General features: G+C 38.8%; 14 protein-coding genes. 11 read left to right on the top strand and 3 right to left on the bottom strand.

Annotated features, from left to right (window positions below; genetic code table 11):
• The first annotated feature begins 131 nt into the window (after positions 1–131).
• From H0486_RS14235 to H0486_RS14190, 10 genes are all read left to right on the top strand, one after another.
• Positions 132–2507 carry a ribonucleoside triphosphate reductase gene (locus H0486_RS14235; RefSeq protein ID WP_228353621.1) on the top strand — a complete coding sequence of 792 codons (2376 nt, stop codon included), beginning with the start codon at positions 132–134 and terminating at the stop codon, positions 2505–2507.
• Between the two features lie 233 nt (positions 2508–2740).
• Complete coding sequence (locus H0486_RS14230; protein ID WP_228353620.1) at positions 2741–4582, top strand: hypothetical protein; 1842 nt, start codon at positions 2741–2743, stop codon at positions 4580–4582.
• A 422-nt stretch (positions 4583–5004) separates the two neighbouring features.
• The gene (thyA, locus tag H0486_RS14225; RefSeq protein ID WP_228353619.1) at positions 5005–5853 is read left to right on the top strand and encodes a thymidylate synthase; all 849 of its coding nucleotides are present in this window, start codon (positions 5005–5007) and stop codon (positions 5851–5853) included.
• A 67-nt stretch (positions 5854–5920) separates the two neighbouring features.
• Entirely contained in the window at positions 5921–6418 is a 498-nt protein-coding gene (locus H0486_RS14220; RefSeq protein WP_228353618.1) for a dihydrofolate reductase, read from the top strand.
• Between the two features lie 104 nt (positions 6419–6522).
• Positions 6523–7590 carry a branched-chain amino acid aminotransferase gene (locus H0486_RS14215; RefSeq protein ID WP_228353617.1) on the top strand — a complete coding sequence of 356 codons (1068 nt, stop codon included), beginning with the start codon at positions 6523–6525 and terminating at the stop codon, positions 7588–7590.
• A gap of 70 nt (positions 7591–7660) precedes the next feature.
• Entirely contained in the window at positions 7661–8158 is a 498-nt protein-coding gene (locus tag H0486_RS14210; RefSeq protein WP_228353616.1) for a DUF6106 family protein, read from the top strand.
• 200 nt (positions 8159–8358) lie between these two features.
• A complete protein-coding gene (gene guaB, locus H0486_RS14205) occupies positions 8359–9816 on the top strand; it encodes an IMP dehydrogenase (protein ID WP_228353615.1) in 1458 nt (485 codons plus the stop codon).
• Positions 9817–10133: 317 nt separating this feature from the next.
• A complete protein-coding gene (locus tag H0486_RS14200; protein WP_228353614.1) occupies positions 10134–10934 on the top strand; it encodes a phosphotransferase family protein in 801 nt (266 codons plus the stop codon).
• A 79-nt stretch (positions 10935–11013) separates the two neighbouring features.
• Positions 11014–11730 carry a peptidoglycan recognition protein family protein gene (locus H0486_RS14195; RefSeq protein ID WP_228353613.1) on the top strand — a complete coding sequence of 239 codons (717 nt, stop codon included), beginning with the start codon at positions 11014–11016 and terminating at the stop codon, positions 11728–11730.
• Between the two features lie 135 nt (positions 11731–11865).
• Complete coding sequence (locus H0486_RS14190) at positions 11866–12279, top strand: DUF2680 domain-containing protein (protein ID WP_228353612.1); 414 nt, start codon at positions 11866–11868, stop codon at positions 12277–12279.
• A 109-nt stretch (positions 12280–12388) separates the two neighbouring features.
• Here the strand turns inward: H0486_RS14190 and H0486_RS14185 are convergent, their stop codons facing one another.
• The 3 genes from H0486_RS14185 to H0486_RS14175 all read right to left on the bottom strand — a co-directional run bounded on the left by H0486_RS14185 (position 12389) and on the right by H0486_RS14175 (position 15086).
• Complete coding sequence (locus H0486_RS14185; protein WP_228353611.1) at positions 12389–12868, bottom strand: deoxycytidylate deaminase; 480 nt, start codon at positions 12866–12868, stop codon at positions 12389–12391.
• 92 nt (positions 12869–12960) lie between these two features.
• Positions 12961–14388 (bottom strand): pyruvate kinase, encoded by a 1428-nt coding sequence (gene pyk / locus H0486_RS14180; RefSeq protein ID WP_330594540.1) that lies wholly within the window; start codon positions 14386–14388, stop codon positions 12961–12963.
• 26 nt (positions 14389–14414) lie between these two features.
• Positions 14415–15086 carry a TIGR01906 family membrane protein gene (locus tag H0486_RS14175; protein WP_228353610.1) on the bottom strand — a complete coding sequence of 224 codons (672 nt, stop codon included), beginning with the start codon at positions 15084–15086 and terminating at the stop codon, positions 14415–14417.
• Positions 15087–15641: 555 nt separating this feature from the next.
• Between H0486_RS14175 and purH the strand changes: the two genes are divergently transcribed.
• On the top strand, positions 15642–17195 hold the full coding sequence (purH, locus tag H0486_RS14170) for a bifunctional phosphoribosylaminoimidazolecarboxamide formyltransferase/IMP cyclohydrolase (protein ID WP_228353609.1): 1554 nt from the start codon (positions 15642–15644) through the stop codon (positions 17193–17195).
• Positions 17196–17398 lie beyond the last annotated feature (203 nt).

Genomic DNA, 17398 nt, shown 5'->3' with positions numbered 1-17398 from the left:
GAGACAAAAAATGTCCGCATATATCTAGTATTTTTATATTGACTAAAAAACCATTTTCTGATAGTATTGAAGCATAGGGTTATAACGGATTAAAACCTAAGAGAGAGAAGCGGGAAGGGAGTCAGTTACATATGATTAATGTAGTCAAAAGAGACGGTCAGGTTGCCGAATTCAACCTAAAGAAAATCAGTGATGCGATTACTAAGGCTTTCAAAGCAACGGAGAAATTTTATACTGAGGAGATTATCAGTTTATTATCACTTCGCGTAACCTCTGATTTCCAGAAAAAGATCAAGGATGAGCTGATTCACGTTGAAGACATTCAAGATAGTGTGGAAAATGTATTAGAGCAGACTGGATATACGGATGTGGCGAAAGCCTATATTCTGTATCGTAAGAACAGAGAGAAAATCCGTAACATGAAATCCACAATATTAGATTATAAAGAAATTGTGAATAATTATGTTAAGGAAGAAGACTGGAGAGTAAAGGAAAACTCTACTGTTACTTATTCTGTGGGCGGATTAATATTACATAACTCAGGTGCAATCACAGCGAATTACTGGCTGTCTGAAATATATGATGAAGAGATTGCCAATGCACATCGTAATGCAGATATTCATATCCATGACTTGTCCATGTTGACAGGTTATTGTGCCGGCTGGTCCTTAAAGCAGTTAATTAAGGAAGGCTTGGGTGGTATTCCGGGCAAGATAACCTCTTCTCCGGCAAGCCATTTATCAACTCTTTGCAATCAGATGGTTAATTTCCTTGGAATTATGCAAAATGAATGGGCAGGTGCTCAGGCATTTTCTTCCTTTGATACCTATTTAGCACCTTTTGTTAAAATTGACAATTTGTCATATAAAGAAGTGAAGCAATGTATTCAATCATTTGTATATGGAGTAAATACTCCCAGTCGATGGGGAACTCAGGCACCATTTTCAAATATAACACTTGACTGGACAGTTCCCAATGATCTTGCTGAACTGCCTTGTATTATTGGTGGTAAGGAAGTGGACTTCAAGTACAAGGATTGTAAGAAAGAAATGGACATGGTGAACAAGGCATTCATTGAAATCATGATTGAAGGAGATGCCAACGGAAGAGGCTTCCAGTATCCGATTCCGACCTATTCCATTACCAAGGATTTCGATTGGTCCGATACAGAGAATAATCGATTACTGTTTGAAATGACTGCAAAGTATGGTACACCTTACTTTTCAAATTATATCAATAGTGATATGGAACCCAGTGATATCCGTTCCATGTGCTGCAGATTACGTCTGGATCTTCGTGAACTTCGTAAGAAGACTGGTGGCTTCTTTGGTTCTGGTGAAAGCACAGGTTCTGTGGGCGTTGTTACAATCAATATGCCACGTATTGCCTATCTGGCAGAGAGTGAAGAAGAGTTCTTTGAACGTCTGGATCGCATGATGGATATTTCAGCGCGTTCCTTAAAAGTGAAGAGAGATGTTATATCGAAACTATTAGAAGAAGGCTTGTATCCTTATACCAAACGCTATTTGGGCACCTTCGAAAGTCATTTCTCTACCATCGGATTAATTGGTATGAACGAAGTTGGATTAAATGCGAAATGGCTTGGTGAGGATATGACTCATGAGAAAACGAAGAATTTTGCAATTAAGACTTTGAACCATATGAGAGAGCGTCTTTCCGATTATCAGGAGCAATATGGTGACCTTTATAATCTGGAAGCAACACCGGCAGAATCTACTACCTATCGCTTAGCAAAAGAGGATCGTAAGCGTTGGCCTGATATTAAAACAGCAGGGAAACCGGGAGATACTCCTTATTATACAAATAGCTCACATTTACCGGTTGGATATACGGAAGACATTTTTGAGGCATTGGATATTCAGGATGAGCTCCAGACACTTTACACTTCGGGTACAGTATTCCATGCTTTCCTTGGTGAAAAGCTACCGGATTGGGAAGCAGCTGCAAAGCTGGTACGTACTATCGCTAATAATTACAAGCTTCCATACTACACGATGTCACCTACCTATTCTGTATGTAAAACTCATGGATATCTGGTAGGAGAGCAGTTTACCTGTCCTCATTGTGGTGAAAAAGCAGAAGTATATAGCCGTATCACTGGATATTATCGCCCGGTTCAGAACTGGAATGAAGGAAAGGCTCAGGAATATAAGAACCGTAAATTATATGACACGAATCATTCCAGAACCATGCAGATAAAAGATAGCCAGCAGACTCCCGATGTAAAGATGGATGTAGCTAATCAATTGGAAGATGGATTATACCTGTTCACCACAAAGACCTGCCCGAATTGTCCGATTGCAAAACAATATCTGACGGGCTTTGAATATACTGTCATTGATGCTGAGGATAATCCGGATTTGGCAAGGGAATACAGCGTTATGCAGGCACCTACTCTGCTGGAGATTAAAGGGGGTACTGTGAAAAAATACGTGAATACCTCTAATATCAAACGTTTTACAGAAGAGAAGTTAGTCCAGGTGTAATATAATGCTTCATTATATCATCAAATAGCAGTCAAGGAATATAATAACAATCATAGTAAAGGCAGTCGCAGAATCGAGAAAATGGTTTTGCGATTGCTTTTTATTTTGCATTATGAATACGGTAAAACAAAGGGATTGTGACTGCGATATAGGAAATAATACCTATACTATAAAAAATATGGAAATGCTATACTTATGAACTGTATATTTACGAAAGAAGAAAGGGTGGGAATATGCCAAAGGGCACTATAAGAAGAACAGTTAAACTACTATTGGCAACATGTATCGTTAGTTTATTACTGACGGGATGTTCAAAGGCATTAGCAGTTTACAATGAGAAAAGAAACAGTGATTTTAAGAAAGTCAAAAGCGTGAATGGATTAATCTTTGAGGTTCCAGAAGAGTATCTGGAGGAAGCTACTTCTGTAAAGGATTTAGCAAGTATCGAGGATGTGAAGAAGGATAAGTCCTATTATATGGATACGCTATCCGATGTCTATATGCTATTCAACTTCGAGGAGTACATCATATTTGCAAGTTCAAATGTTGAAGATATTGATTTGGAAGAGGTTGAGGATTTAGACGATCTGCAGGATATGCTGGATGATTCTGATTCAGATGACTTTAAAATTGGGAAAAAGTATGTGCGTAGTACCAATAAAGATGGTGTAATAAAGATGATAGTGGATGCATCCGCAGATTTAGAATTTATTGAGGGTGTTGATAACGAATTCCATGGAAAAATTGTATTAATTCAGGATGATGATATTGCTTCCATGCTATTTGTAGGCGTTACTGAAGATGAAGCTGGTAAAAAAGCAAATAAAATGATTGATTATGTTGCGAAGAGTGTAGTTGCAGATGAGTATGATCCTAGTCTTGAGGATAAATTTGACACAGGCGCAGAGGATGATATAGAAGTGAGTGAAACACCTGCTGAGGAGGAACAACCGGAGCCTACTACAGCGCCTTCCGTTGCACCGGAGACGGATCAGACATCAACAGGCAGTGGAACACTTTCGAACGATTTATATAGCTTCCAAATCGAAATTGAAGGAGAAGTATATCAGCTTCCTATGAAGTACTCAGATTTCGTAAGCAGAGGCTGGATATCTGAAGAAGATGATACACAGACACTGGCGCCAAATGAATATATGATGGGATGTACCTTCACAAAGGGTGATATGGAGATAAGTGCGGAAATCATTAATATGGGGGTTAATGTAGAGCCCTATAGCAATTGCCTGATTGGTGGACTGTGTGTGGAAGAGTATTATGATGCTCCGACAATATCAGCAAGTCTTCCGGGTGGAATAACCTATGGAGTGTCTTCCAAGGAAGATATTATAGCCGCGTATGGTGATCCTACTGATCTATATGAGAGTGAATATAGCATTAGCTTGACATATGAGTATGCTTCCTATCAGGAAATTGAAATAGGTATAAATCCTGAGACCAAAGTGGTTGATTCAATTGATGTAAGAAACTTTGTATTACCAGAGGGTGCATTACAGAATGTGGAAATCAATACCGAGGTACCTGATATTGTTAAGCAATACAAAGCACCAAGCTCATTAGGAGATGATTTTACTAAGTTTATTGTAGAGTTTGACGGTGCACTCTATCAATTACCGGCACCATATTCAGAATTCGAGAAGAATGGATGGAAGATTGTAGAGAGTGAGTCTGATGCGAATGTAGTTGCGAAGGATTCAGGATGGATTACGTTGATTAAGAATAATCAGTCCTTCCGGGCGATGGTATATAATTATGCAGATTATGCTACCACAGTTGAGAATTGCTTTGTAACAGAGGTTGAAGCAGACGTTAATTACATGAATGTACCTTTGACCGTCCAAAAAGGAATTACCATAGGCATGTCGAAAAAGGATTTAGAGAAGGCTCTGAGTGGGACAACCTTTGAGACCTACGATGGATCTTCTTATATTTCCTATAGTATCGCGGGTCCGGACAGTATCCTAGATTGTGTGGAAATATTAATTAATAAGGAGACCAATAAAGTATATAAAATAGAAGTATCCAATCGACCTGCATCGGATAAGTTATTCAAATAGAAAAATGCATATAATAATATAATATGTATAACACCATTATATAACGGACAGGAATTGTGTTAATGCAGTCACTTGGGCGGTTGTATAATGTATCAGGGATAATAATTTACCATAATGAACTGTCAGAAGGACATCATTGTTGAATTTTGTATGGACATATAAAATCATCAATGATGTCCTTCCTTATGTGTGTGAGGTAAGTTATAATCTCTGCTGATACATTATGCAACCGCCCCTGCCTGTAAGCTGAAAGATTATATTGCCTTGATCTATTATGTGCGGTAGAATATATAATTAGGATGACGTAATGCGTGATGAAGTACGCATTACACATATGAGGCATACAAAGAACTGTCGCATTCCTGAGAACGACACAGGAAGCAGATTCCTGAGATCGACACAGGAGGCAGAGGGAGGATAGAATGAGTTTAGCAGATAATATATTTATTGCGATGTGCAAAGATATTCTGGAAAACGGTGTAAGTACCGAGGGTGAAAAGGTTAGACCGAAATGGGAGGATGGCTCCTACGCGTATACGATTAAGAAGTTCGGCGTAGTAAATCGCTATGATTTATCAAAAGAATTTCCGGCAATGACTCTTCGAAGGACAGCATTGAAGAGCTGTGTAGATGAGCTTCTATGGATCTGGCAAAAGAAATCCAATAATATAAATGATCTGAATAGTCATATCTGGGATAGCTGGGCAGATGAGAACGGTTCTATCGGCAAGGCCTATGGTTACCAGTTCAGCATCAAGCACAAGTATAAAGAAGGCGAGATGGATCAGGTAGATCGTGTGATTTATGATCTTAAAAACAATCCATATAGTCGACGTATCATAACAAATCTTTATGTACATCAGGATCTTCATGAAATGAACTTATATCCCTGTGCTTATAGTATGACCTTTAATGTTACAAAGAATAAGGAAAATGATAAGCTTGTCTTAAATGGTATTTTGAATCAACGTTCGAATGATATTCTTGCGGCAAACAATTGGAATGTCTGTCAGTATGCTGTTTTGATTCATATGCTCGCTCAGATTTGTGATTTTGAAGTAGGAGAACTGATCCATGTGATTGCAGATGCTCATATTTATGACAGACATATTCCAATAATTCGAGAACTGATAGAGAGACCAACCTATGAAGCGCCAACCTTCTGGATGAATCCGGAGATAAAGGATTTCTATCAGTTTAAGCCAGAGGATTTTGAATTACGAAATTATCAGCATGGACCTAAGGTAGAGCACATTCCGGTAGCGGTATAAGAATATCGGAGTAGTTGTAACCAGATGATGACGGAGATAAAACCAGATAAGAAAGGTGAGACATTGGATGAATTTAATAGTTGCTGTCGATAAGAATTGGGCAATTGGATATAAGAATAAGCTCCTGGTAAGTATTCCGGCGGATATGCGCTTTTTTCGGGATGAGACAACGAACAAAGTAGTTATCATGGGAAAGAATACGTTGGAGAGCTTCCCTGGAGGACAACCTCTTAAGAACAGAACCAATATTGTAATTGCCTTAGAGAAGGATTATAAGGTGAAGGATGCCATCGTGGTTAATAGTATAGAAGATGCCTTGAAGGAGGCAGAGAAATATAGATCAGAAGATATATATGTCATAGGAGGAGCCAGCATCTATAAGCAGATGCTTCCGTATTGTGATATAGCACATGTTACGAAAATAGATTATTGTTATGAAGCAGACACTTATTTTCCGAATCTGGATCAGATGGAGGACTGGTATCTTGCGGAAGAGACAGAAGAGCAGACCTATTATGATCTGGCTTATACATTTTGCAGATATGAAAGAATTAATCGTAAATAATACTTGAAAAATTTGCTAAGGAAGACTACTATAGAAAATAAATAAAATTTTACATCGTTGCAAGGAATTAGATGGCGAGTAGAACAAAAGGAAGGATGATAAGTGTGCTTAATATCAGAATCGAAAAAACGAAAGATCCAAAGGTATTACCAGGCAAAGATAATCCTTTGAAGTTTGGTACTATTTTTACGGACCATATGTTTATCATGAACTATGAGACAGGGAAAGGCTGGTATGATCCCCGTGTCATACCGTATCAGCCTCTTAATCTGGAACCTTCAGCAATGGTTTTTCATTATGGTCAGGAAATGTTTGAAGGCTTAAAGGCTTACAAGACAGATGATGGAAGAACCCTGTTGTTCCGACCTGATAAGAATATCGAAAGAGCAAATCGTACGAATCGCAGAATTTGCATTCCGGAAATTCCAGAGGAAGATTTCCTGCAGGCAATTAAAACTGTCGTTAAAGTAGATGAAGCATGGATTCCTACAAAAGAGGGAACTTCTCTCTATATTAGACCATTTATTATTGCTACAGATCCATACCTGGGAGTAAGACCTTCTGACCGGTATCTGTTTATCATTATCCTTTCACCCGTAGGAGCATATTATCCAGAAGGACTGAATCCAGTGAAAATATGGATTGAAGATGAATATGTGAGAGCCGTAAAGGGAGGAATTGGTGAAGCAAAAACTGGTGCAAACTATGTTGCATCCATGAAATCCCAGGTGAAAGCACATGATGAGGGCTATTCACAGGTATTATGGCTGGATGGAGTTCATAGAAAGTATATTGAAGAAGTCGGAGCCATGAATATATTCTTTAAGATAAATGGAACAGTATTAACTCCGGAACTAAATGGAAGTATCCTTCCAGGTGTAACGAGAGATTCGGTATTAGCACTCTGCAGAGAGTGGGGCCTGCCAACAGAAGAACGTAAAATCTCCATTGATGAGATCAAAGCCGCTCATGAAAATGGTACTCTGGAAGAGGTATGGGGTACCGGAACGGCAGCAGTAATATCCCCAGTTGGTCAGCTAAGGTGGGAAAATCATATCATGCAGGTTCAGGACGGTGGTATCGGTCCGATAAGCCAAAAGTTATATGATACCATTACTGGAATACAATTAGGCAGATTAGAGGATATTCATAATTGGACCGTGGAAGTATAATAAAATAGAAAAATTAGCTTTGATTATAGGGTATATGTGTGAATACCAAGCTTATTGACGGAGGTAAAGAATGAATCAAATGTATGCAGAAGCAGGGGTTAAAAGAAAGGATGATGCAGCTCTCATAGGGCTACGGGCACTCCTGATTTTCGGTGTGGCGATAGGTGTTGTACTTGTATTATTGGGTGGTATATTCAGTATGATTGGAGTAGTGCTGGCAGCAGCGCTTGTCTATCTTTATCCGAAGCTAAGTATCGAATACGAATATGTCTTTGTAGACGGACAGATTGACTTTGATCGTATTACCGGTAAATCAAAGCGTAAGACCATGCTACGTATTGACATGGAGCAGGTAGAGATCGTAGCTCCTGAAGGTTCCCATGCTTTGGACGGATATACCTATGTACAAGTTCAAACGAAGGACTTTTCATCCAGAGATAAGAACAACAAGCCTTATATTATAATCGCAAAGGTTGAAGATAAGACGTATCGTATTGTGTTCGAACCGAGTGAAAAGATGCTTGGTATGATGAAACAAAAGAGCCCAAGAAAAATTGCTCAGCTGTAAAATATTATTAGAGGATGCTTCTGTAAGTATAAGGGAGCATCCTCTTTGCATAAATAATATGGCTACCTGACAGAGATGAGTACGATAAGATAAAACTGCAATTTGTCTTTTTTCATCTTTTAAAGGTTGACAATGTAGATTTAATTCGATATACTTTTAAAAATCACTTTGAGCATATAGAAAGAGAGGAGATTATTAAAATGGGACAGATTATTGGTGAAGGAATTACATTTGATGATGTATTACTAGTGCCTGCATATTCTGAGGTATTACCGAACCAAGTTGACTTATCAACATACCTTACTAAGACAATTAAGCTAAATATCCCGTTAATGAGTGCCGGAATGGATACTGTAACTGAGAATCGAATGGCAATCGCTATGGCTAGACAGGGAGGAATTGGTGTCATTCATAAAAATATGTCAATTGAGGAGCAGGCTGATGAGGTAGATAAGGTTAAACGATCAGAGAATGGAGTTATCACCGATCCATTTTATTTATCTCCAGAGCATACATTACAGGATGCGAATGAATTAATGGCAAAATATCGCATTTCCGGTGTTCCCATTACTGTTAATGGAAAGAAATTAGTTGGTATCATAACAAACCGTGATTTAAAATTTGAGACGGATTTTTCTAAGAAAATCAAAGAATCTATGACCTCCGAAGGCTTAGTTACAGCCAAAGAAGGTATCACCTTAGAGGAAGCAAAGAAAATATTAGCTTCTGCTAGAAAAGAGAAATTACCCATCGTAGATGATGAAGGTAATCTTAAAGGTCTAATTACAATCAAAGACATTGAAAAGCAAATTAAATATCCGTTATCCGCAAAAGATGCACAGGGACGTCTGCTATGTGCGGCTGCGGTAGGAATTACAAATAACATATTGGAACGTGTAGATGCATTGGTAAAGGCTAAGGTAGATGCAATTGTAATTGATACTGCACATGGTCATTCTGCAAATGTATTGAAAGTGGTAAAGATGGTACGTGATACTTATCCAGAGGTACAGATTATCGCAGGAAATGTAGCCACAGGAGAAGCTGCTCTTGATTTAATAAAAGCAGGTGTAGATGCAGTAAAGGTTGGTATAGGACCTGGTTCAATTTGTACTACCCGTGTTGTTGCCGGTATTGGTGTTCCGCAGATTACAGCTATTATGGATTGCTATGAAGTAGCAAAGAAGTATGGAATTCCGATAATCGGTGATGGTGGTATCAAGTATTCCGGAGATATCACAAAGGCGATAGCCGCTGGAGCAAATGTATGTATGATGGGTAGCATATTTGCAGGCTGTGATGAGAGCCCGGGTACCTTCGAATTGTTCCAGGGTAGAAAATACAAAGTATATCGTGGAATGGGCTCCATTGCTGCAATGGAAAGAGGAAGCAAGGATCGTTATTTCCAGACGGATGCTAAGAAGCTGGTTCCGGAAGGAGTAGAAGGTCGTGTGGCTTACAAAGGAACAGTGGAAGATACAGCATTCCAGTTAATTGGTGGATTAAGATCCGGTATGGGTTATTGTGGAGCCAAAGATATACTGACCTTACAGCAAACAGGCAAATTTGTAAAGATATCTGCTGCATCCCTTAAGGAAAGCCATCCTCATGATATTCACATCACCAAAGAAGCTCCGAACTATAGCGTGGAAGAATAAAAAATAAAGAATAGTAACAGAAGTGTAATAATAGAAGAATAATTATTGAATAATATAAGCATAGGACTGAGAACGGTAGATACCGAACTCAGTCCTTTTACATTCATAATATAAGCAGATTAGAAAGTGAGACAATTGATTATTAAATTGAAGATTTTAGCTGTGAAAATCGTTATTAAAGAAAGATAACCTATCGGATTGACATTTGCAATAATAATCCATACAATAAATGAGAAAATACTAAATATAAGGAATATTCTAACTATGATTTCGGAAAATGCGAGCAGATGAAGGAATAATACCGGAAAGGTGGGCAGATGAAGGGAGAATTAATTGGAGAAGGAAATACAGCGGAAATTTATCAATGGGGAGAGAAGGAAATACTCAAACTATTTCGACAGGACTATGCACAGGCGGGGATTGAGAAAGAATATCGTAACAGTCAAAAAGTACAAGAATGTGGACTGCCAGTGCCAAAGGTGGGATCAATGATCCAATATGAGGGAAGATCAGGTATCATATATGAATATATTCAAGGAACCTCCATGTTGGATCTGCTGCTAAAGCAACCATTATCATTGAAAAGAAATATAGCGCATTTTGCTGCACTGCATTATGAAATTCATCAGTGCAAAGCAGAGGGCTTATCAAAATATAAGGATATTTTGGAATGGAATATTCGTCATGCCAAACAGCTAAGTGAGGAAGAAAAGCAACTAATTCTAGCCAGATTACAGGAGCTACCCGACGGGGAAGCATTGTGCCATGGAGATTACCATCCGGGAAATGTAATACGGACGAATGACAAATCCATGATACTTGATTGGATGACGGCTGCGGCAGGAAGTCCTAGTGCTGATGTGGCTAGAACAACCTTGTTATTCATGGCGGGAAACCTACCTTCGGGAGGTTTAGCGCGCTATTTCACAAAGAAAATTAGAAAGTATATTGCCAAGGTATATCAAAAGCAATATATGAAACTATCAGGGATGTCAATTAAGGAGATTAACGGATGGAGGCTTCCTATTATGGCGGCCAGACTAGTAGAATGGATTCCGGAAAACGAGGCGGAACATTTTTTAGAAGAGATTAGGCGGGAACTGTCATTAACTACATAAACTTATATCGCAGTCATGAATGAAAATTGCTAATTAAAATAGTATTTTAGTAAAGCTTTACGTAGGAATGTGAGAAAATATGGGCAGAATTTTAACAAAAGAACAGTGGGTACGAAAAAAGCGGAGAAAAAGACGGTTACGTATGTATCTGGCATTTGTGTTGCTGATACCGATTATCCTGTTATCAGGATTACTTATCACAGATAAAGTGATGCAACAGTATGGATCCAATACGGAAGGGAAAGAGACACTACCGGAAACATTCTTAAAGAAGCCGATTGAGATAAATTACCTGACACCGAATCCGTATTCCAGACCACAAGCCGAGTTAAAGCGTATTAATTCAGTTGTGGTACATTATACAGCGAATCCGGGTACTTCAGCGAAAGCAAATCGTAGTTACTTTGAAGGGCTGGCTGAGAAGAAATCCACATATGCAAGCAGCCATTTTATTATTGGCCTGGAGGGTGAGATAATACAATGTATTCCCTTGAATGAGATTGCATATGCCTCTAACGAAAGAAATGAAGATACCGTAGCTATTGAGTGCTGTCACCCGGACGAGACGGGTAAATTCACCGAAGAGACCTATAAATCTTTGGTATCCCTTCTTGCAACCCTGTGTATGGAGTATGATATGGGAGAGAAGGATATTATTCGACATTATGATGTTACTGGTAAGCTTTGCCCGTTATACTATGTAGAACATGAGGATGAATGGAAGAATCTTAGGAAAGATGTGATAAATGATATCAAGAAATATAAAAAAGCAGAAAAAGGAGCAAAAAGCAAGTAGGAGTTTTCTAATGCTGGGTATACTAATTTTGAAAGTTGGTGTATCGTCCCGTGAACGTACTGGAAGTTACAAGTAATCAGTACTGGTTACTCATTGACGTGCCGGTCATTTGCCATTGGAAAGAGAGGATGCTAAATGAGTCGAGTAAAGGTATGTAGTATGGCAATTGCATGCTTGGTGAGCATCATAGGTATGTCACCAGTTTCTACATTTGCAGCCGAAACAGATAGCGAATCGGTAACACTGACAGAAACGGATGAAATACAGCAGGATAAGAAAGAAGAACAGAAGGATATATTTCGTGATAAGAAAAAGGAAGCCCGCGAAAAGTGGGACACTCTTTCAGAGAAGCAAAAGGATGAAGTCTATCAGCTGCTGGAAAAGAATATGAAAATCCAGTATGAGATTATGGATAAGCTAGTAGATCTTGGAGTGCTTCATAAGGAAGATGTGACGGTTATGAAAGCCAATATGGCAGAAAGATTAGAACGGGCGAAAGAAAAGGGAGAGTTTCCTTTATTCAAAGAAAAAAAGAGAAAAAGTAACTGAGTAATGGGGTAGTCCGAATCGGATGTGTAATGAATGGCAAATGACACTAGCTTTCAAAAAGAGGCTGCTTTGCTACTAATATATATTAGTAGTAGAGCAGCCTTTATCATTACAATGAAAGAGTGATATCCTTGCCGATTGGTTGGTATTGTCTGTATTTTACCCCGGAAGCGTCAAGCATACGTTTTGCAGCTATGACAGCATCGGTTGAGGCGTATTTGTCACACATATAGATAATCTCTGCAATTCCCTTTTGAATGATAGCTTTGGTACATTCATTGCAGGGAAAGAGAGTGGTGTACACCTTAGCACCCTTCATGTTAGTTCCGGTGTAATTCAAGATTGCATTAAACTCCGCATGACATACATAGAAATACTTGGTGTCAAGATTGCTTCCTTCCCTCTCCCACGGAAATTCATCATCTGAACATCCAAGAGGCATGCCGTTATAACCAACCGAGAGGATTTTATTATCCTCGCTTACAATACACGCACCCACACTGGTGCTGGGATCCTTGCTTCTCTCTGTAGAAAGTAAAGCGATTCCCATAAAGTATTCATCCCATTTAAGATAATCCGTTTTTTTCATATGTGGCATCCTTTCAAATAAATGTTATATATAGGTAAAAGAATACAAACCAACATTACTAATATCTTATCATAGGAACGAATAGTTGTAAATTAATACTTGTTGCCGGCAATCTGAACCTTAATCAAATTGGTGGTTCCCGAGGTTCCGAGAGGAACTCCAGCAGTCAGTACCGCTAATTCCCCATCTTCAAGATAGCCTGCTTTTTCTACGGCCTGAATAGCATGATCAAATAGCTCAAAGGTATCATGCTCTACGGCTATGAGAAGAGGTGTAACGCCCCAGGCCATATTTAATTGTCGGCATACCATGGGGTCTGTTGTACAGCCTAGTATCTGGCATTCCGGACGATATCGGGAAATCATTCGAGCGGTTTTGCCAGAGGTGGTAACCGTAATAATCATCTTTGCATTCAGATCATGTGCTGTGGTTACTGTGGCACGGGAGATTGCATCTGTAATATCAGGAGTTCGTGAGACATCCAGCATATGAAAGCGCTTTTTATAATCGATATCAGCTTCTGTACGAATAGCTATTTTAACCATGGTTTTTAATGCTTCCACAGGATATTTTCCAGCAGCAGTTTCTCCAGATAGCATAATTGCACTGGTTCCATCATAGATCGCATTTGCGACGTCAGTGGTCTCTGCTCTGGTCGGTCTCGGATTTTTTATCATGGAATCCAGCATCTGTGTTGCAGTTATTACCTGCTTACCAGCATTATATACCTTTTTAATAATCATTTTCTGAATAACGGGTACCTCTTCGTATGGAATCTCAACACCCATATCGCCGCGGGCAATCATAATTCCGTCGGATACCTGAATTATCTCGTCAATATTATCAACACCCTGATAATTCTCGATTTTCGCAATGATCTTTGTCTGTGAATTGTGTTTTTTCAGCATTTTGCGAATTTCAAGGACATCTTCAGCAGTTCTTACAAAGGAGGCAGCAATAAAATCATAATTATGTTTAATGCCGAACAGAATGTCCTGGCGGTCCTTTTCGCTGATAAACGGAATGGATAAATGAACACCGGGCACATTTACGCCCTTTTTGCTGGAGATAGTTCCTCCATTTTTCACTTTGCAGACAATATCGGTAGAATTAACGTCAATTACAGTCATTTCGATTAATCCATCATCGATTAATATGGTTGATCCTACATCAATATCATAAATCAAACTGGGATAGGTTATGGATACCTGCGTCTCGTCTCCATCAACTTCTCTTGAGGTCAGGGTAAATGTCTGGCCTTCCTTCAAATGGATTTTCTTATCGTCCTTGAAGTTCCCGATTCGAATCTCAGGTCCTTTGGTATCCAGTAATGTAGCAACCGGAATATTTAGTTCCTTTCTAAGCCTCTCTATTCTCCTTAATCGGCCCAGATGTTCTTCGTGATCTGCATGGGAAAAATTAAAACGAGCAACATCCATTCCGGATTTCATCAATTCTCTTAGGACATTGTCGTTATCGGTTGATGGTCCAAGGGTACATATAATTTTTGTTTTTCTCATAGTTTACCTCCGTAAAGTTATGTGTTTCATAGTTTCAAACCTTTATTTTTACGATATTTTATACTTAAATGCCGCTTACTTTTAATAAAGATAACCAGACATATCATACTCGATAATAAGACAAGAACGATGATCATAAGAGCACAGTGTAGAAAAAAGGTATCTGGGAGGATGGTTATCACCGGGTCGGTGACAGGGTCAAACAGCCAATCATCATTGCGGAAGAATAGTTTATGAAATATTACAAAAGCACGGTCGAAATCAATCATAACAGATAAACCGACTAAAAGGGGTAATACAACAGCAGTAATTGATGTGACCTTTAGATAGCTGAAGTCTTTATACTTTCTTTTCTGAACAGCTATAATAATTGCAAGAATGAGGGTAACGGCACCAAGAATGTAAAAGCATGTAAAAATATTCTTTACTTCATCAAAATGCTTTATACCGCTAGCGGAGGACGGTAAGGAGGGGAACTTTAACTCTCCCCGATAGAAAGGAGAGGAGTAGTCGATTAATGCATTATAGTTCTCCTTTATAACATCCTTACTCAAGCCGGAGGCTGATTCGATATCCAGAAGTCCAATATCAATATAATATAGTGGTCGGAAGTTTATCGTAATCACAACAGCCAGAGATATAAAAAATAAAGTGAATATAATTCCGATCAAGACATCGGTGATCTTAAACCGCTTCATATATGCCTCCATAGACTCCGTATTGCGGCTGTATATACTACAACTACAGGACTATTCTTGTTTTTATACAAACGAATTATAGTATAATTTACAAGTTATTGCAACAATAACCTTATACTTATTAACCCTATTATGATCATAATCTAAATGGGATTCAGCTAAATGGTGATGATTATAACAGTTATAGGTTTGTTTCGATTAATTTCAGGAGGGATAATTACAGATGCTAATATTATATATTAGAAATAACGATAAGATACATTAGTAATAATGAATTGAAATCAAATCAACGTTAGTGTAATATTTTCTATAGTTACTAAACTATTAACATATGCAGGCAATTGCGAAACTCTGAAGAAGCCTTAATTGTGTATACAGCAGATACATATTCCTACGCAAACCCGCTCCTTCCGCTATGGTTTGCTTCGGAATATGTATCCACTGTATCCACAATGATCACAATTATTCATGACAACAGAAAGTTCGCAAAGCGTATTTTCTGTTGTATAGTTTCGCAATTACCTAATTAACATATGGAGAAAAAGGAGATAAGTCATGAGAGCATTAATCAGCGTATCGGACAAAACTGGAATAGTAGAGTTTGCAAAAGAGCTAGTATCCCTTGGAATTGAAATTATATCCACAGGAGGAACCTATGGCAAGCTTAAGGAAGCGGGTATTCCTGCAATTGAGATTTCGGAGTTAACCGGATTTCCGGAATGCCTGGATGGAAGAGTGAAGACACTCCACCCCACTGTCCACGCAGGCTTGCTGGCAATGAGAAGTAATCCTTCCCATATGAAACAGATTGCGGACTTAGGAATTGAAACAATCGATATGGTGGTTGTAAATCTGTATCCGTTTAAAGCTACTATACTAAAAGAGAATGTAACTCGTGCCGAAGCAGTAGAGAATATAGACATTGGCGGGCCTACTATGCTTCGTTCTGCAGCAAAGAACTATCAGGATGTTGCTGTGGTTGTGGATCCTAGAGATTATGAAAAAGTTTTAACGGAGTTAAAGGAGAACAAAGAGGTTTCGCTTGATACCAAGTTTTACCTAATGCAGAAGGTATTTATGCATACTTCCTCCTATGATACCATGATCGCAGATTATTTAAAGAGAGAAAGAAATGATAAGGAACTGCCTGAGACCTTAACAATGACCTTTGAAAAGGTTCAGGATATGAGATATGGTGAGAACCCCCACCAGGCAGCTGCATTTTATAGGGAGATTGGTAATAAGAAGGGTTCCATCACTGATGCGGTTCAGCTACACGGAAAGGAATTATCCTTTAATAATATTAATGATACCAATGGTGCTCTTGAATTGCTGAAAGAATTTACAGAACCGACCGTTGTTGCCTGCAAGCATGGTAATCCTTGTGGTGTCGGAAGTGCTGACAATATCTATGACGCATGGAAGAAAGCCTTTGAAGCGGATAAAACCTCTATCTTCGGCGGAATCGTAGTAATTAATCGTGAGGTTACCCTTGCTATGGCAGAGGAAATGAAGAACATCTTTCTTGAAGTAGTAGTAGCTCCTTCCTACGAGAAGGCCGCTTTGGAGGTATTGACCGTTAAGAAGAATATCAGACTTTTACAGCTGAAGGATATCGAGGTTCCTCAGCAGGAAGATGCTTATGATTTGAAGAAGGTAAATGGTGGATTAATCGTTCAGACCATCGACAGCAAGCTTTACAATGAAGAGGAGTTAATAGTGGTAACAGATCGTGCCCCATCGGCAAAAGAAATGGAAGATCTAAAATTTGCATGGAGAGTTGTAAAGTTTGTAAAGTCCAATGGTATTGCGATTGCCAAGGACAAGCAGACTTTAGGTATCGGACCGGGACAGGTAAATCGTATCTGGGCGACACAGCAATCCGTCGAACATGCCAACGAGCTTATTGGTGAAGGAGTAACCCGGGGCGCAGTACTGGCATCCGATGCATTCTTCCCCTTTGATGACTGTGTAGAAGCAGCTCATAAGGCTGGTATTACGGCAATTATTCAGCCGGGTGGTGCTAACCGGGATGAAGATTCAATTAAAAAGTGTAATGAATATGGAATAGCAATGATCTTTACCGGTATGCGTCATTTTAAACACTAAATAGGGTAATATAAATAGAAATAACACTGTGGTTCAGCCAATCGAGTATATTCGAACAGGCTACCAAACCCAGTGTTATTTCTTTTGTTGTACAATATTAAAAAGAATTGTTCTATTCTGCAAAAGTTGTTATGTATACTGTAGGTTACAATCTTCCACGCATAACTTTTAAATATGGTGACTGTACAAGATATTCACATATA

The organism is Variimorphobacter saccharofermentans, from assembly GCF_014174405.1.
Lineage (GTDB): Bacteria > Bacillota > Clostridia > Lachnospirales > Lachnospiraceae > Mobilitalea > Mobilitalea saccharofermentans.
The sequence above is the reverse complement of the archived record's forward strand: the minus strand, read 5'-3'. Positions and strand labels throughout refer to the sequence as shown.

Excerpts from the sequence above, each read along its gene's own strand:
- H0486_RS14235 (WP_228353621.1), top strand. The coding sequence starts at position 132 with ATGATTAATGTAGTCAAAAGAGACGGTCAGGTTGCCGAATTCAACCTA.
- H0486_RS14230 (WP_228353620.1), top strand. The coding sequence starts at position 2,741 with ATGCCAAAGGGCACTATAAGAAGAACAGTTAAACTACTATTGGCAACA.
- thyA (WP_228353619.1), top strand. The coding sequence starts at position 5,005 with ATGAGTTTAGCAGATAATATATTTATTGCGATGTGCAAAGATATTCTG.
- H0486_RS14220 (WP_228353618.1), top strand. The coding sequence starts at position 5,921 with ATGAATTTAATAGTTGCTGTCGATAAGAATTGGGCAATTGGATATAAG.
- H0486_RS14210 (WP_228353616.1), top strand. The coding sequence starts at position 7,661 with ATGAATCAAATGTATGCAGAAGCAGGGGTTAAAAGAAAGGATGATGCA.
- guaB (WP_228353615.1), top strand. The coding sequence starts at position 8,359 with ATGGGACAGATTATTGGTGAAGGAATTACATTTGATGATGTATTACTA.
- H0486_RS14200 (WP_228353614.1), top strand. The coding sequence starts at position 10,134 with ATGAAGGGAGAATTAATTGGAGAAGGAAATACAGCGGAAATTTATCAA.
- H0486_RS14195 (WP_228353613.1), top strand. The coding sequence starts at position 11,014 with ATGGGCAGAATTTTAACAAAAGAACAGTGGGTACGAAAAAAGCGGAGA.
- H0486_RS14190 (WP_228353612.1), top strand. The coding sequence starts at position 11,866 with ATGAGTCGAGTAAAGGTATGTAGTATGGCAATTGCATGCTTGGTGAGC.
- H0486_RS14185 (WP_228353611.1), bottom strand. The coding sequence starts at position 12,868 with ATGAAAAAAACGGATTATCTTAAATGGGATGAATACTTTATGGGAATC.
- pyk (WP_330594540.1), bottom strand. The coding sequence starts at position 14,388 with ATGAGAAAAACAAAAATTATATGTACCCTTGGACCATCAACCGATAAC.
- H0486_RS14175 (WP_228353610.1), bottom strand. The coding sequence starts at position 15,086 with ATGAAGCGGTTTAAGATCACCGATGTCTTGATCGGAATTATATTCACT.
- purH (WP_228353609.1), top strand. The coding sequence starts at position 15,642 with ATGAGAGCATTAATCAGCGTATCGGACAAAACTGGAATAGTAGAGTTT.